Here is a 16,311-nt window from a genome sequence, read left to right as displayed (position 1 = left end):
CACGGGGGCTTTTCAGACTATTATATTTTTAAATTCCCAAAAAATGTATTGCATTCTAAAAAATTAGAACGTACAATAAATCTAAATTGACAGATTACTCAGAAAGAAGTGGGAATATGAAATTTACTCCTAAGACAATGGATATCGATTTAATACAGCAAAAACTGATTTCCTCCCCTTTACGTATTAAAATCATTTATCTGCTCACAGAACAATCAATGACAGCCAAACAGGTAGCAGATGAATTAGGAAAAAGCCCCGGCAGTATCCATTATCACATACAGCAATTATACAACGGAGGTATCCTGGAAATTGAAGAAACAAAAATGAATAAAGGCATTATAGAGAAGTATTACCGTTCGCTAGCAACTGAATTCCACTTGAAGGATGACACACAAGAAATACATCACTCCCGTGAAAGCTATCTTCAATTATCCGAAGATGAACTCGAAGAATTCAAAAAAGATTTCGATGAACTGACAGAGAGATACGTAAAGAAATCGTTAAAACAGGATAAAGAACGGACCACCAATGAAAAAGAACGGACTTCCTATGTCATCGCCTGCATATTCAAAAAAGGATTAACAGAGGAGGAAGACTGATGGAACACGCAGTGAAAAAAAATCTCATCTTATTTATAACCGGGAAAACTACAGCTGTTCTTGGTTCATCGATTTTCAGTTTTACAATTGGGCTGTATATATTGGCACAAACAGGATCCAGCCTTAATTTTGCCATCACACTGCTATTAGGGATCCTTCCCCGTGTAGTGCTTTCTCCAATTGCCGGCGCTTTAAGCGACCGTTTGGACCGAAAGAAAATCATCATTTTTTCAGACTTTGCTTGTGCAGTTTGGCTGGGTGTCATTTTACTGATCTTTACCTTTATTACAGACGGCATTTGGGTTCTCTATGTATCCACTCTCATCCTTACTGTCCTGAACGTATTTTATTCAAGCGCCGTTCTATCCTCTGTCCACAATACAGTCGGACCCGACAATATTCAAAAAGCGATGTCGCTCAATCAAGCGGCAGTGTCCTTATCGAATATCCTGGGGCCGGTTCTTGGAGGGCTGCTATTCGGTTTTGTCCCTTTATCCACTTTTATTGCCATCAATATGTTCACGTTTCTTATATCTGCCACTGCAAGCGTATTCATACAATATAATCTCTTCGCAGAAGACCGCGGCGAGGAAGAAAAAACTAGCATGTTCACCGACCTTAAGCTTGGCCTCAACTATGTAAAAACACAACCATTTATTAAACAATTAATAATAATCGCTATGTGGATCAACTTTTGGTTTGCTGTCTTTCCGATTGCCATGCCGTATCTCATTATGACTGTCCGCCATATGACATCCACTCAATTCGGTATTATTGAGGGATCCTTCTCTGTGGGATTCATGCTGATGGCGATTTTCATGTCTACCCGCCCTGAAATGAAAAGGAAGGATATCGGCATACTTGGAGGCGTCGCTGGATTATCCATCATTTTAATATTGATCGGGCTTCCATCTATGGGAGCTTTTCAAGATCTATCAAATAACTTCATTTTTATATACCTGATCAGCCTGGTTTTCATCCTGTCGTTATTGATGATGATTGTGAATATGCCGATTGGCGTTCTTATGCAAAAACATGTGCCCGACCAATATAGAGGAAGAGTCAATTCATTGCTGGAGGCAGGATCCACAGCCATGATGCCGATTGGATATATTTTGTTCGGAGGTTTGCTGGAAAAGATTCCTGTTTGGCTATTAGTTAGCATCTGCGGTATCAGCATACTGGCTCTTATGATTTATCATATTTGGAAGGGTACATTCGTCAAACAACTGCAAACGATGGAAAAACAGATAATCAGCCCTGCCATCGAAGGATAATGCTGGCTTTACACCCTTCTTATACACTGCTATCTGAAAAACAATGCACTATATCCTAGTAGCCACAGTATGAAGCGGCCCCCAAAATCTATATTTGGGGGCCATTTATGGATGGCTTTTATTTACGGTCATCCTTCACTTCATTCATGATGCCATCCATAATTGGATTTCCATTTTTCCATTGTTCCTTAAACCATTGTTTTCGCTCTTCCTTATTCATTGAGACAGGCTTTTCAAAAATAGCCGTCTTTTGTTTTTGGTCCCTATCTTTTTCCTTCATATCGCACCCTCTCTTTCCACCCGGGATATAGTATTATCTATTTCCTTCTGGCAAAATGATAAACAAAAAACATCCGGCTTATTTGCCGGATGCCTTCTATTAAACAGATTCAAATAAATCCTGCGCTAAATAGGTTCCTTTTCGTATTCCCTTCGGACACGCGAATAGCCCACTGCCGATGTGCTTAATATATTCATTCAACGCATCGGATTCCGCCAGTTTTTTTAACATTGGCACAAATTGCATGGAGGGGTCTTTTTGAAAGCAGATAAACATAAGGCCGGAATCCATATTGCCGGTCAACTGATCAATGCCATCGGTATAAGAATATGCGCGGCGATAAATTTGCTGCCCCGTTTCCTTAGCCACACGAGTATGGGCATTAATCGGCATTTGCTTCGTATCCACTGCATCATGTTCTTTTACTTTCCCATATCCTGCTCCGCTCAGCTTCTTCCTTCCAAACGTATCTTCCTGGCTTTTCAGCGACGTCCGGTCCCACATTTCAATCATCATCATGATTTTCCGGCAAGCCATATAGGTTCCTCCCGCCATCCAATCAGGCTCTCCCTCATCTGCCCATACTATTGCATCAAGCTTTGCCTCTTGCTTAGGAGACAGATTCGCTGTACCATCTTTGAATCCGAATAAATTGCGCGGTGTTTCTCCTTCTGGTCCGTTAATGAACCCGGATTGCAGCCATAATATATCAGCAGTGCCCGACGCCGCTTTAATGATATTGCGGATGGCATGAAAGGCTACTTGCTGATCATCTGCGCATGCCTGGACACAAAGATCTCCGCCTATAAATGGCTCCTTCAAGTCCTCTCCCCTCATTTTGGGTATATCCAGCAAGTGTTTCGGTTTTTTGGAGGACATACCGAAACGGTCCACACCCTTTTTAGAAAAAAAGGAAGCACCAAGCCCGAATGTTATAGTCAGGTTGGAAGCACCCAGATCTTCCGATTCACCTGTGTCTGCCGGAGGAATAAAATCATTTGCATAATCAACGCTGTTCACCCTGCCCTCAGTGAGCGTTTCGCTGAGCTTTGTCCAATCCTTGAATAAAGATATAACATCCTGTCTGTTTGAGGTCGTCAATGTAAATGCCGCAATATATGCATTTGTTTGCTGGGGAGTCACAATGCCGGCCTGGTGTTTACCGTGAAAAGGGACTATGCCCTGCTTATCCATATTGCCTGAAGCTGCCGTTTTCTCAGAGGAAGCACCAAAGCCATCAGACAGTGCCGTAACGGCCCCCAGACCGCTGGCGCCAATGATGGCTCCAGCTCCTGCAAAAGCTGACAGTTTCAGCATCTCGCGTCTGGATATTTTCTTTGAAGTGTTTTTTTCGGCCGACATATGTTACCGCCCCTTTATTGTAAAATTTGTGCTGTTTTGCCCATATATTCAGCTAGAACGCCCAGCTTTTGGCTAAGATCCCGTATTTGGTCTTTTGTTAACTCTGTATACAGAATGAATTGGTCATCTTTTCGGTATTGTGCAAGTGTTGTATTCAATGTGTTGAACTGACTGTCCAATTTCCCTGCTAATTCAGGGTCCTTTGCATTCAAAGCAGGCAGGATAGCATGGTAGACTGCCAGTGACCCATCCACGTTGGCTGCTAAATCCATTAGATCCACATGCGAATAATGCTCTTCTTCCCCAGTAATTTTAGAAATCGCTGCTTCATTGATCAGTTCCATGGATCCCGCAACAATTTGGGTAGGCTTCAATTTGACCTCTTTTACTTTTTGTTGAAGTGTCAATACATCGTTGTACAATGTATCTGCCACTGAGGACATTGGTTCCAGCTTCTCATTTTGCCAAAGAGCCTTCTCAATGCGGTGGAATCCTCCCCATTCCGCTTCATCCACATCCCCTTCACGGGCATCGATTTTAGGATCCAAATCCCCGAAGCTTTCTGCGATTGGTTCTACTCGTTCATAATACGTTCTTGATTCTACATAATATTGTTTTGCTTTTGCTGCATCCTGTGCTTTCACGCTGTCAACAAATGACTTCGTCGAAGCCACTAATAAATCCATTTGTTCATCTACATATTGTTTATATTCGTCTACAGCCTTAGATAGTGCTTCTGACGATTTTTCTTCCGATTCTTTAGCATTAGCCAACTTGCTCAATGCTCCATTCAGCTGAGAGGATAATTCCTTCATTTTCGCCATATCTGGTTGATCCTTTGTTGCCTCCATATATAAAGGCTGCATATATTTCTCTACTTCCGTATAAAGAAGCGGGTACGTTTCCCGTATGTTATTTTCTTTAGCCAGCCATTCGTTATTAAGCTTTTCTCCGGCTTTCTTGCTTTTCTCTTGGTCTTTTTCCTGAAGAGTCGCTTCAAACGCCTTCAATGTCTTTTGCAACGAAAGGGCGGTTGCCTTTATCCCTTTTGTTTCCCCATTCGTTTCCGATTGTTTGGCCGGCCCATCCTTCTTGGCTGTATCATCCGAACATCCAGCCAAAGCTGGAACTAACAAAATAGATGAAAGCATAACTGCTTTCAATGATGTTTTGTATAAACTCATGAATAAGATCCCCCTGTGCGTCTAGCTATAATTTGTTTATTGATATACTTTTTTCCTACGATTATGATGGCTGCGGCCACAATGATTAATTGGGGCAGTGTGCTGTACCAAGATGGATACACGCCCAAAAAGGAAATAGTCGGTATGCTCTCATTAACCGCGGAATCCAAAATGCCCGCAAGCTGCAGGCTGTGGATGCCTGACCCCAAAAATTTCACGCATAAATAGAATACGAAAATACTAGAGACGAAGAAAAAGGGTTTAAGAGGCAAAGAAGCACCCAGTTTCAGCATCACGAATCCGATAATGACGAGTATGCCGAAACCTACGATTATTCCAGTTATGAACGTACCCATTGGCATTCTATTCACCATGCCAATAAGGAAAATAACCGTCTCAAGCCCTTCACGTAGAATGGCCAAAAACGCTAAAAAAGCAAAAGAAAGCATCTTGCCGCTGCTTAAAGCACTGGCTGTTTTTCCTTTTATAAACTGGTTCCATTGCTTCACCTGAGTATTTCGATGAAGCCAGTAGCTTACATACAGCAGCATAAGCGCTGCAATAATGCCGGACCATCCATTCAATAAAAAGTTATTTTGCCCAAATGCGGTTGCAGACAATAAATAGGTTACACCGAAGCCAATTGCAAGACTGGCAAGCACGCCCAGCAAAGTGCCTCCCCAAACCCATCTTTGCCCCCTTGCAACATTTGATTTTTTAGTAACGGTCAGCAGTGCCCCAATAACCAAGAGGGCTTCCACACCTTCACGGATCGGGATGAATGCCGCATCCCACATTCCGTAGGCATCCTTCTGAAGAGGTGTAAGCTGTTCCACCATCTTATCCACAATACTGATCGCCTTATTGGCTTTTGCCGGTTCCTTCACATATCCTGAAAGCAAAACAAGGTTTTTTTCAGATCCGTTGTAAACAGACTGCGATTGGCTGACAACATCCCCTTCAACACTGAGCCACTGTTGAGTAAGGTCGTTCACCTGGATTTCAGCTTTGGCATAATCCTTATTTTCAAGTGATTGTTTCGTCTGTTTCAATAAAGCTATATATGAAGCAAGGCTCTTTTCTTCTATTTTGTTGGGGTCTGTTTGCAGAGTTCCCCCACTATATTGTTCAATTGTATGAATCAATGATTCCGTATCGTGTAAAGCGTTCTTTTGATCTTCATTAAGCAAAGACAGAGACAATGATGCTGTTGCACTCTGGATACTGCCCAACGCTTCCTGCGAATCATTTCTGATATCATTTTTTATATGTAATAAGTCCTTTTTATACTCTGCAAATGCGGTTGCAGCTTCTTCAGCCTTTCCTGCCTCAAGATTGGATTTCACTTCTTCTAACGGCGAAATCAAAGCTTTTGCTGAAGTTTCGGCTTGGCCTGTTTTAGCATAAGCTGGAGCCGCAGTGCCAATCGTAAGCAGCAAAAGACAACATATCCAAACTAAAGGCCACTTTTTCACGACTGCCATCACCCTTTCAGTTGCCATATTACACCATCCTAAATGATAATAATTATCAATCTCCTTACATATTATTATCCCGTCCATTGAGAAAGTCAATTACTATTTTCACAAAAAACAGAAAAATAAAAAAAGCGGAGAGCGCCCTTTTAGACCCGACCAGCTTAAGGCGAGGCACAGATACTTTTAGCAAAAGGAAAAAGGACCCTGTTAAGGATCCTTTTAAAGGGAAGTCCATCTTTCACCATTATTGATTGCATCTCTTCGCTACGACCTGTTTTATCCTCTCGCAATGTTGCCATTGCGATGCATACGGCAGATCATCATCGCTACTACAGATGCTCAGCCATCCCTCAAGGATCATCAGCGCTAACACACTTCCCTTTGAAGGATTTCAAACGTTCCATTGTTCCTATCCCTTATTTTGGACACCTTAGGCTTCCACTCTCCAATATAAGAAGGCTCCGTTTAATAGCCAATTGTACGGATCCCCTTCATATGACTGCACATATGCGGATGGGCGATAAACCCCTAGCCATTTCCTATCGCCCATTTGCTTACATTGCTTCCTCATGGATTCGTCACCTAGCCATAGCATCCTTTTATGGAACCCCGCCCCGCAAAAAGTACGGGTACGTCTTCACCTGACTTCACCCCTTCAGCCTGTTAGAGCTTCATTGGATGCAGGAGGATTAGGCTCTTGCCTTTTGGGCTATTGGGCAAGCAGCGGAATTTCACCGCTTAAATCGGAACAATAGTTAGAGATTGTCTCTGCTTCTTTCATCCGGCAAGCAGATTTATAAAGCAACGTTTCGTTTCATTTTGTTCAGGAGTCACTGCCTTGGCTGCACCGGCACGATACAAGAATAGGGCAAAATCGCCCCGTTTTGCTTTCTGGGTTGTCCCGAAAGATGTTTTGGAAACACCATTAGTAATTTTATTGCTAACTAAAGCTTTTACTGCTTCTACATAATCCTTCTTAACGTCTGAAAAAGAGATTTTTCCTTCGCCTTTCAGAGAAAATCCTTTTTGAATCCAAACCGCTAATTCGCCGCGAGTGATCATATCCTCGCTGCCGAAAGATGTTTTAGATTTTCCATTTGTAATGCCGGCATGCTTGATAGCGTTTACATATGTAATCGCACGTTTCGGCACATCAGTGAACCCTGATGCAGGAGCTGATTTTGTATCCAATCCCAGTACCTTTGCCAGCATAACCGCGGCATCAGCGCGCTTTATGTCTTTTTCAATTCCGAATTGATTTGCATTCAGTCCTTGAACCCCTTTGGAAGCCACGAAATCAATTGCATCTTTATAAGTAGGCGTCACATCATTAAATGATGCAGCTGCAGCGATCGGTGTTACAGCAGAAGCGACTACAGCAGTTGCTGAGGCAGTCGCAATAAAAGTACGGTGTGATTTTTTTTGCATCGACATTTGTAAATCCCCCTATTTGTGAACTGGTATGATCATGAAGTAAATCTTACTATTATTTCTTGGCAGCAATGTCTACAATGCGGCCTTCAACAGCCGGAGAAATCGTTTGCCCTGACTGAGCTTTTAAATAATCAGCGAAGATTTCCCAATCTACAAAACCTGGTTCACTCACTCGCCCTTCTTCGTATGCTTTTTTGAGGACCGGATAATCATCCCCGCCTTTAGCGGTGAAAATATTGGTTGCAACCATATACTTGTTTGAATCCACTAATGGTGTTTCTTTTCCATCTTTAATCACATTGACTGCTATCACACGGCTGCCCGCCGGCTTCGAGCTATCATATTGGTATTTCATCCCGGCGATTTGAAGGAAGCCGCCATCTGCTGCAGGAGCAGATTTAACACTTCGTTCCAAGATTGATTTAATCTCTGTGCCTGATAATTCAACCAAGCCAAGAGCATTGCCAAAAGGAAGCACAGTCAAAACGTCAGCAATCGAAATGTTTCCTGCAGGAATCGTTTTACGGACACCTCCGCCGTTTTGCAAAGCAATGACAGTATCCGGATTGATCGTCTTGGCTTTTGCTAGCATGCCGTCTGCGATTAAATCACCTAAATTGGTTTCCATTGTACGGGCAGGAGGATTGCCTCCTATTAGGTCGACTGTCGATTTTCCGACAATTTGCTTCTTCATTTCATCAACGGCCGGTTTGAATTTTGTATTCAACAATTGCGCTGCTTCTTTGTCTTCCGGAAGGATATAATTCCCTTTATCATCTTTGGCATCGATCTCAATCAATCTGCCATCATGCTTTGTAATGACACCCTTATCGTCAAAAGTGACATTCAAGGTTCCAAGGAATTTATTGTATTCATTCGCTTGGACTATGACTGTCGGAGCGGCAAATTTCTGTACGACATCCGGCTCGGACATCTTATAGTGGTCATGTCCGCCAACAATGACATCGATTCCTTCCACACGGTTAGCAAGCGTAATATCATTGTCTCCGCCGCCATCTTTATAGCCGATATGATTGACTGCAATGATTTTGTTAATCCCTTCTTTTTCAAAAGCGGCAACCGATTTTTTGGCAGCATCGATATAATCTTCGAATGCAATCGAGCCCGGACTGGAGATAGTAGCCGTTTCAGCAGTAGTCAGACCAAAGATGCCGACCTTTTGGCCGTTGATTGTTTTTACGATTCCGTTGTATATGTGTCCATTTTGCGGTGTGGAAGTGTATGTTCTATGGAAATACGGTTTCATAAGTTCGTCTTTATCAAAATCCACATTCGCACTCACAAAAGGAAAACCTGCATTTTTCACGAAATTAACCAACGTTTTGGAGCCTTCGTCGAACTCATGGTTGCCGAATGACATGGCATCATACTTAGCAAGCTTCATGAACTCTAAATCTGCCTGCCCTTTAAAATTGTTGAAATACAATGTACCCGAGAATACATCCCCGGCGCTTAACAACAAATTATTCGGATGTTCTTCTCTTTGCTGCTTAATGGCCGAAATAGTTCTTGCGATTCCGTCCAGGTTTGCATGTGTATCATTGGTGTGCAGCACCGTTAAATCCAAGCCATTTCCAGTTCACACTGGACCGACACCGTACGTGCGTCTTTCAACGCATACGGCGTTCAATCAATATGGAATGATGGTGTAACTTCCCACGCCTATTATATAGGATTAGCCAAATGCGCTGATACCCTCCAAATTCCTTATTATCCTTTCTATATAATAGAGCTTAAGAACTAAAATTTACTATTTTTTATAAAAATAAACAATCCTTTTTCGTTAAATAATAGAATTCCCCTATATCTTTTACACTATATTTGCATTTAATTAACAAAAGCACCCGCTATAGAAAGCGGGTGCCTCTATGGAATATTAAGTTGAAAATGGACCGCATCTCTTCACTCCCATCTGTTTTTCCCTCTTTCTATGTTGCCACAGAAATGATAACGGCAGATGATCGTCATTACTACAGATGCTCAGCCATCCTGCATGGATCCATTGTTCTGACAAACATCCCCATACAAGACTTCAAACGTTCCGTTGTTTCTATCCCTATATTGGTATCCTTAGGTTTCCACTATACATTCATGAGGGCCACCTGTTTAATAGCCAATTCATCAGGGTGTCGTCTGCACCATTGCATGTACAGCGATAAAAGGCAAACTCCTAGCCAATCATGCCTTTTATTCTCTCATTCTGTTTTATTCATGGATTCGTTGCCTAACCTTAGATGCCTTTTAAGGAACCCCGCCCTATAAAAAAGGTACGCCTTTACCTGACTTCACCCCTTCAGCCTGTCAGGGCTTCACTGGATGCAGGAGTATTAGGTTCTTGCCATTTCGGCTATTCGGCAAGGAATGGAATTGCACCATTCAAATCGAAACAACAGTTAGGTGTTCCCCCGCTTACTTCACCGGCTTTGCCGGCTTATAAAGCAACGTTTCGTTTAATTGTGTTCAGGAGTTATTTTGACTTTGTCTGCTTTATGGAGGAAAACGGCGAAATCGCCACGTTTTGCATTTTGTTCTGTTCCGAACGTCGCCGCAGAAGTACCTGCAGTAATTTTCCCTTCTACAAGAGCTGAAACAGCTTCTTTATATTGAGGGGCCACATCGGTATACGCAAGGTCTTTTCCGTCTTTCAGGTTAAATCCTTGGTGGATCCAGATAGCCAGTTCTCCACGGGTAATTAAATCATAGCTGCCGAATGCGGTTTCTGTTTTTCCTTCTGTAATGCCAGCTTTTTTCAATGCATTCACATAAGGGATACCGCGTTTTGGCACATCTGTGAATTCTGATGGAGATGTTGAAGATACATCCAGTTCTAGGACTTTTGCCAACAGAATAGCAGCGTCAACACGCGTAATTTCCTTGTCAATGCCGAATTGCTTTTCATTGAAGCCTTCTGCTCCTTTTGATAGCAAAAAGTCCACAGCCTCTTTATATTGAGGGGCCACATCGGTAAAGGATGCAGCTGATGCTAATGGAGCGACCACCAATGCAACTGCTGATGCAGTGACTGTAGCCCCGGCGAATTTACGATACGATTTTGATAGATTTGACATGTACATGAAGCCTCCTGATTTCTTAAATGGATTGTTTCATAAAAGCTATTGGTATGTTCAAAAAATCCTTAGTCTTTCTTGGCTGCTGCGTCGATAATGCGCCCTTCCACCGCCGGAGAAATTGTTTTTTCAGGCTGTACTTCCAAATATTCCTTGAATACTTCCCAATCTACAAATCCCGGTTCACTGACTCTGCCTTCCGCGTATGCTTTCGCAAACATCTCGTATCCATCTCCGCCTTTTGCAGTGAAGATATTAGTGGCAATTGTATAAGTTTGTGTAAGATTCAAAGGCGCGTAGTGTCCATCTTTATCGGCAGCTTCCACTGATAGAACTCTTGAACCCTCAGGCTTCGTGCTATCATACGTATATTTCAATCCGGCAATCTGTAAAAAGGCGCCGCTTGGTTTCGGGGCTTCTTTTACGCTATGCTCGAGTGCCTCTTGGATCTCTGCTCCAGTCAACTCCATAATGCCCAGTGCATTGCCGAATGGCAATACAGTCAAAATATCTGATGTAGTGATATCCCCAGCTTTAATAGTTGTACGGACACCGCCTCCATTTTGAAGGGCAATCGTCGTCTCAGGATTGATTTTTTTCGCTTTTGCTAACATTCCATCTGCAATGAAATTGCCCAGGTTAGTCTCTGCCGTTCGGGCTGCAGGGTTTCCTCCTGCAAGCTCCACAGTTGTTTTTCCTACAACTTCCTGTTTCATTTCATCTACTGCAGGCTTATACTTTGTTTCCAATATTTCTTTTGCTTCGGCATCTTCTGGAATCTTATATGATCCATCCGCAGCTTTCGCATTCAAATCGATTAACCCGCCGTGATGCGATACCACTTTGCCGTTTTCATCGAAACCGACATTCAACGTACCTAGGTATTTATTGTATTCCTTCGCTTGGACAATGATTGTAGGCTCCCCAAAGTTAGTGACTTTGACAGGTTTATCAATTTGGTAATGGTCATGTCCGCCAACGATCACATCGATGCCTTCGACATATTTCGCAAGCAACAAATCATTATCTCCGCCGCCATCCGTGTAACCGATGTGTGTCACAGCAATGATTTTGTTGATTCCTTGCTTTTCAAATTCATTTACAGCCTCTTTGGCAGAATCAACATAATTCTTGAAAGCTATACTGCCTGGACTGGAAATACTTGGAGTTTCCTCGGTTGTTAAACCGAAGATTCCCACCTTTTGGCCATTGATCGTCTTTACGATTCCATTAAAGATTTTGCCATTTTCAGGATTGTCGCTGTATTCTTTACGTTGCAGTTCCTTCATAAGCAAATCTTGGCTGAAGTCAACATTAGCGCTTACAAAAGGAAACTTCGCGTTTTTAACAAATGGTGCCAGCGGCTCGGAGCCTAAATCGAATTCATGGTTTCCGAATGTCATAGCATCATAGCCAGCAAGGTTCATAAACTCCAGGTCTGCTTGGCCTTTGTATTTATTGAAATAAAGCGTACCAGAGAATACATCACCCGCACTTAATAAAACATTATAAGGGCGTTCAGCTCGTACCTGCTTGATAGCAGTGATTGTACGGGCAACATTATCTAAATTGGCATGTGTATCATTCGTGTGCATGACCGTCATTTCAAAGCTATTTCCAGCTTACACTGGACAGACACCGTACGGGCGCCTTTCAGCGCATACGGCGTTCAATCCACTTCACCTAATGATATTCCAATATAATAATATAATAGGGTACTAATCATTTCATACAGTTTTATAAAGGTATGTTTTTCCTTTCAGCATTTGCAGTCATTCCGCATGGATTCTTTCTTTATAAACGGTCATGTACATAAAAAAGCATAGAAAAGGGAACGGAAATTTTACTCCTCACCATGCTTTTTGTAAAACTTTTCCATTTTTTATCAAGGCTAAACTCCATCTAACAAAGCTACTTATTTATAATGGAATGATGATTAATATCAGTGCTACCGCTGCAACCCGTCTTCTGCCTCAAGATTGGATATAGAACAAATAGAAACTGCCCTATAGTCATTTTGCATGACTTGTAGGACAGTTCCTTTTGCATGTTCTTTTTTATTCGGCACAGCTTTTCCCATTAATATAATAGCCTGATTCTTTATATGTATTGAATGCGATCTCTACCTCATCCATACCAAGCCCTAAAACATGCTTTGTAACGATTTCAGCAAATGCATCCCTTACTTCCTGCCCCCGTTCAAACCATTCCACTTCAATAAACGGATACATATCTATTGTTTCACCTTCAGACACATAGGTCGACTGTACACACTCCAGTGTAAAATTATCTTTGCCGCACTCGCAAAGCTCAGCCAGTTCATGAACCATTGCCTTACTGATCGATTTTGTCTGATCGATTGAAACTCCTCTAAAACGAATCTGTGGCATGCTCTTCCTCCTATTGTTTTAAGTATATAGGCCCATTTCCATTCTCATAGTACCTATCAAATACATTTTTGTTATTTTAACATATTTATTATCTATCTCAAATAATGATTCCTATAGCGGTGCATTCCACGTTTTGCTAATGATTGTTGTATCTTCTCAAAAGCTAATAATTGGCCAAAGTATTCATGCAGCTCTTCTGATGACCATTCACTTGTAGCGGAAAGTGTTTGTTTCAAGCAAGACGGATAATAAATAAAATCCATTGTATATATGTTAGATTCTTTATCCTTTCGTATGTCCATACGAAAATAATCATTATTAATTATTTCTTTCGTCTCAGGATCTAATCAGTTAAATTCAATCCACAAACAGTTGCAATGTAGCTTAACATTTGAAATCCCCCATGTGTTACCCATCTATTCATGCTCCTATATTTCTTGATTAGAATGTTTTATCACAATTTCCAATACGGGAATCTTTTACACATAGGTTAAGCTGACATTTGGATATAACTCACTATCAAACCCATAAGTTTCTCTCCCTACCTTCTCATAGAAAGCAAACTTACTATCGGTAAGGATAATCAATTTATCCCCTGCAACATATAGGTTACAGGATGAATGCTTTTACAGGTATAAATTCAACGGGAAATGCCTAGACTAATAACCATATAGAGTAGTTGAGTGAGGTGAATAAAATGGGGGATGTAAATGTCAACATAAATATGTACACTTTCGCTTGGATAAGGATGTACAGAATTACTCGTTCTCTTTTGCTAAATGATCCTTTAATCGGTATGAATCACCTATCATAGGCACAACTGTCGCATGATGTAAAATGCGGTCTAATATGGCATTGGCCAGTTTAGGTTCCTGAAATATTTCATCCCACGCTTTGAAATTCACATTGGTTGTTAAGATGGTACTTCTTTTTTCATATCTTCGATCAATCAGCTGGAAAAACAACTTAGCGTCTTCGTGATCAATCGGTAAATAACCGATTTCATCGATGATTAACAGTCTGTATTTGCTGTAATGCTTCAAACGGCTCTCTAACCGATTTTCTAATCGAGCTTTCCTCAAATTTTGAATCAAGTCATGGCACTTAATAAAATAGGTACTCGTCCGTTTCTTTGCTGCCGCAATCCCTATTGCTGTGGCCAAATGGGTTTTACCGACACCACTTGGTCCTAAAAACACAATATTTTCATTCTCCTCGATAAAACGCAATGTAAGGAAGTCTAGAATCTGCTGTTGGTTAATCGATGTTTGAAAGGTAAAATCGAAATCTTTCACCTCCTTAAAATGAGGGAAAGCTGCGACCTTCACCATCGATTGCGTCATGTTTTTCTCCCGTATGTCTATTTCATACGCAGTCAACTTGATTAATGTGTCGATAAATGACATCTGATGCTTTACGCTGAAGTCTACGATTTCATTTAAATGTAAGCTCATTTGCTTTAACTTTAGATAGTCAAGATTCCATAATAATTGTTGATAGTTTGTAGTTGGATTCATTATTTATACACTTCTCCAATCGTTGCTAAATTCCGTTTTGCTAAATCGTCGATTTCAGGATAATGAGGGGTGGAAACAAGTAAGCTTGCCTTATAATGTTCCTCTTGATAATTAAGTTTAGCGTTACTAATTGGATGTTGGGCGATCAGTTTCATGTTATAATAAATCCACAAGTAGTCATCATACACCTGTAAGCCTACTTTTTTTCCTTGATATTCTGGTGGTACAGAGTATTGATTCGATTTGTAGGAAATCATGTTTGATGCATTGACTTTTACATGTGTATGTTTGATGCGATAGGAATCTCTTACTTTGTCAGTTGGTAGCTGGAGTAAGTGGTTCCTTTCTTTTTTGAATTCCATAATCGGTATTTTCCCCGTTCCTTGATGGATCTGGTGATTCATTCTATTCCCTAAATCCTGTATGAATAGATGAAGTTCCTCCATTGTCAGTTGACCTTGGTACGCATGAATTTCATCAAGGAGTTTCATTGTGGATTCAATTTTCCCCTTGGTTCTCGGTCGTCCTGCAATACATGGTTTGACTTTAAAATCAAAGTCCCTCGCAAACTGATCAAATTTCGCATTCACTTTCCCAGGTTGATAATCAGTCCTCGCTTCATCCATTACCGTTTTCATATTATCCGTAAGGATTTCAGCTGGAACTCCGCCAATTGCTTCAAAAGTATCTGTTAAAAAAGAAAGTAAGGTACTCTGTGACTTAGAAAGACTTAATTGAAATGTTCGGAATCTGGAATTTGATAAAATGAAAGCCGCCACATTGACTTCTATCTTTTCTCCCTCTTTGGTTTCGAATAAAATGTTTTCCTTCCAATCTAATTGGGCCTGCTTACCTGGTGGCGTTTCAAATCGGACTGTCCCTTTGGGTGAAGAAATACGTTTATCCTCTTCAAAGTAGGCATTAAATTCAGGTGTACGAGCTATATACGCACGGAAGGTTGAAGCTCCACATTCCAATCCATGATTGTCTTTTAGGTACTGCCAAAGCATACGACGGTAATAAAATACCTGTTTTGAATCTTCTGATAACAATGCGGCTATTATTTCATAATAAGGATCAATCTTTGAGGGCTTTTCCCTTTTTCTTTTTGGGATAAAGCCATTTAGATATTTATCAATTGTCCGCCGATCCACACCCAATTCCTTTGCTAGCTTACTTTTATTGATTTTCATTTTCATATGCTCCATAATCTGTTTGAATTTCGGTAAGTCTGAAAGACTTTTAATCTCAAAATCGATATCAATATTCATTGTTATGTACATACTAATCCCCCCAAGATTAGTATGTAGATTCATATCAAATTTGTACATATTTATTCGAGCAATACTGTACATATTTAAATTAGCATTTCTATGGGGGAAAACATATAATAGAAAAAACTTATATTGGGCAAGAATTATTTTCCTTTTATGGCTATTGAGTTATGAATAAAATCGCTATGAACAATCAACTTGATGGTAATGTAAGCATATTACTCAGCTACTATGAGTGTTTTCAAGAAAATTATCAAACAATCTTCCATATAAAATAAACTATATTCTTATAATATGTTTTTCCAAACGTCAGCGCTGTATGAGTTTTGCCAACTTGACGTGCACCATGTATTACTAAGGGCATTCGTCTAGGATTTTGCTTCTAGGTCAGTAACTTTTCTGCAATCTTTCTTTTCAAAGTTTT

At 40.9% G+C, this 16,311-nt stretch carries 14 protein-coding genes; 2 read left to right on the top strand and 12 right to left on the bottom strand.

Features of this window, described 5'->3' with window-relative positions; genetic code table 11:
- Positions 1-116 precede the first annotated feature (116 nt).
- Together ABC357_RS01730 and ABC357_RS01725 are read left to right on the top strand one after the other, a co-directional pair.
- Positions 117-602 (top strand): ArsR/SmtB family transcription factor, encoded by a 486-nt coding sequence (locus ABC357_RS01730; RefSeq protein ID WP_412885857.1) that lies wholly within the window; start codon positions 117-119, stop codon positions 600-602.
- Entirely contained in the window at positions 602-1,879 is a 1,278-nt protein-coding gene (locus tag ABC357_RS01725; protein WP_412885856.1) for an MFS transporter, read from the top strand. Before ABC357_RS01730 ends, ABC357_RS01725 begins: the two co-directional genes overlap by 1 nt.
- A gap of 118 nt (positions 1,880-1,997) precedes the next feature.
- Here the strand turns inward: ABC357_RS01725 and ABC357_RS01720 are convergent, their stop codons facing one another.
- The 12 genes from ABC357_RS01720 to istA all read right to left on the bottom strand — a co-directional run bounded on the left by ABC357_RS01720 (position 1,998) and on the right by istA (position 15,896).
- Positions 1,998-2,159, bottom strand: coding sequence for a hypothetical protein (locus ABC357_RS01720; protein ID WP_412885855.1), 162 nt, complete (start codon positions 2,157-2,159; stop codon positions 1,998-2,000).
- A gap of 99 nt (positions 2,160-2,258) precedes the next feature.
- A complete protein-coding gene (gene efeB, locus ABC357_RS01715; RefSeq protein WP_412885854.1) occupies positions 2,259-3,521 on the bottom strand; it encodes an iron uptake transporter deferrochelatase/peroxidase subunit in 1,263 nt (420 codons plus the stop codon).
- 14 nt (positions 3,522-3,535) lie between these two features.
- On the bottom strand, positions 3,536-4,705 hold the full coding sequence (efeO, locus tag ABC357_RS01710) for an iron uptake system protein EfeO (RefSeq protein ID WP_412885853.1): 1,170 nt from the start codon (positions 4,703-4,705) through the stop codon (positions 3,536-3,538).
- Positions 4,702-6,207, bottom strand: coding sequence for an FTR1 family iron permease (locus tag ABC357_RS01705; protein WP_412885852.1), 1,506 nt, complete (start codon positions 6,205-6,207; stop codon positions 4,702-4,704). The genes efeO and ABC357_RS01705 overlap by 4 nt, the downstream gene beginning before the upstream one ends.
- A 406-nt stretch (positions 6,208-6,613) precedes the next feature.
- Positions 6,614-6,754: a hypothetical protein gene (locus ABC357_RS01700; protein WP_412885851.1), complete on the bottom strand. Its 141-nt coding sequence runs from the start codon at positions 6,752-6,754 to the stop codon at positions 6,614-6,616.
- A gap of 206 nt (positions 6,755-6,960) precedes the next feature.
- Complete coding sequence (locus tag ABC357_RS01695) at positions 6,961-7,617, bottom strand: S-layer homology domain-containing protein (protein WP_412885850.1); 657 nt, start codon at positions 7,615-7,617, stop codon at positions 6,961-6,963.
- A gap of 52 nt (positions 7,618-7,669) precedes the next feature.
- Complete coding sequence (locus ABC357_RS01690; protein ID WP_412885849.1) at positions 7,670-9,205, bottom strand: bifunctional metallophosphatase/5'-nucleotidase; 1,536 nt, start codon at positions 9,203-9,205, stop codon at positions 7,670-7,672.
- Positions 9,206-10,088: 883 nt separating this feature from the next.
- Positions 10,089-10,706: an S-layer homology domain-containing protein gene (locus ABC357_RS01685; RefSeq protein ID WP_412885848.1), complete on the bottom strand. Its 618-nt coding sequence runs from the start codon at positions 10,704-10,706 to the stop codon at positions 10,089-10,091.
- A 68-nt stretch (positions 10,707-10,774) separates the two neighbouring features.
- A complete protein-coding gene (locus ABC357_RS01680) occupies positions 10,775-12,310 on the bottom strand; it encodes a bifunctional metallophosphatase/5'-nucleotidase (protein WP_412885847.1) in 1,536 nt (511 codons plus the stop codon).
- Between the two features lie 453 nt (positions 12,311-12,763).
- On the bottom strand, positions 12,764-13,096 hold the full coding sequence (locus ABC357_RS01675; RefSeq protein WP_412885846.1) for a DUF1904 family protein: 333 nt from the start codon (positions 13,094-13,096) through the stop codon (positions 12,764-12,766).
- Positions 13,097-13,854: 758 nt separating this feature from the next.
- Positions 13,855-14,613, bottom strand: coding sequence for an IS21-like element helper ATPase IstB (gene istB / locus ABC357_RS01670; RefSeq protein ID WP_412885551.1), 759 nt, complete (start codon positions 14,611-14,613; stop codon positions 13,855-13,857).
- Positions 14,613-15,896 (bottom strand): IS21 family transposase, encoded by a 1,284-nt coding sequence (gene istA / locus ABC357_RS01665; RefSeq protein WP_412885845.1) that lies wholly within the window; start codon positions 15,894-15,896, stop codon positions 14,613-14,615. The genes istB and istA overlap by 1 nt, the downstream gene beginning before the upstream one ends.
- Between the last annotated feature and the right edge of the window lie 415 nt (positions 15,897-16,311).

Source organism: Bacillus kalamii (assembly GCF_047238185.1).
Lineage (GTDB): Bacteria > Bacillota > Bacilli > Bacillales > DSM-1321 > Bacillus_AD.
The sequence above is the reverse complement of the archived record's forward strand: the minus strand, read 5'-3'. Positions and strand labels throughout refer to the sequence as shown.

Excerpts from the sequence above, each read along its gene's own strand:
- ABC357_RS01680 (WP_412885847.1), bottom strand. The coding sequence starts at position 12,310 with ATGACGGTCATGCACACGAATGATACACATGCCAATTTAGATAATGTT.
- ABC357_RS01720 (WP_412885855.1), bottom strand. The coding sequence starts at position 2,159 with ATGAAGGAAAAAGATAGGGACCAAAAACAAAAGACGGCTATTTTTGAA.
- ABC357_RS01730 (WP_412885857.1), top strand. The coding sequence starts at position 117 with ATGAAATTTACTCCTAAGACAATGGATATCGATTTAATACAGCAAAAA.
- istA (WP_412885845.1), bottom strand. The coding sequence starts at position 15,896 with ATGTACATAACAATGAATATTGATATCGATTTTGAGATTAAAAGTCTT.
- ABC357_RS01705 (WP_412885852.1), bottom strand. The coding sequence starts at position 6,207 with ATGGCAACTGAAAGGGTGATGGCAGTCGTGAAAAAGTGGCCTTTAGTT.
- ABC357_RS01700 (WP_412885851.1), bottom strand. The coding sequence starts at position 6,754 with ATGAGGAAGCAATGTAAGCAAATGGGCGATAGGAAATGGCTAGGGGTT.
- efeB (WP_412885854.1), bottom strand. The coding sequence starts at position 3,521 with ATGTCGGCCGAAAAAAACACTTCAAAGAAAATATCCAGACGCGAGATG.
- ABC357_RS01685 (WP_412885848.1), bottom strand. The coding sequence starts at position 10,706 with ATGTCAAATCTATCAAAATCGTATCGTAAATTCGCCGGGGCTACAGTC.
- efeO (WP_412885853.1), bottom strand. The coding sequence starts at position 4,705 with ATGAGTTTATACAAAACATCATTGAAAGCAGTTATGCTTTCATCTATT.
- ABC357_RS01695 (WP_412885850.1), bottom strand. The coding sequence starts at position 7,617 with ATGTCGATGCAAAAAAAATCACACCGTACTTTTATTGCGACTGCCTCA.
- ABC357_RS01675 (WP_412885846.1), bottom strand. The coding sequence starts at position 13,096 with ATGCCACAGATTCGTTTTAGAGGAGTTTCAATCGATCAGACAAAATCG.
- ABC357_RS01725 (WP_412885856.1), top strand. The coding sequence starts at position 602 with ATGGAACACGCAGTGAAAAAAAATCTCATCTTATTTATAACCGGGAAA.
- istB (WP_412885551.1), bottom strand. The coding sequence starts at position 14,613 with ATGAATCCAACTACAAACTATCAACAATTATTATGGAATCTTGACTAT.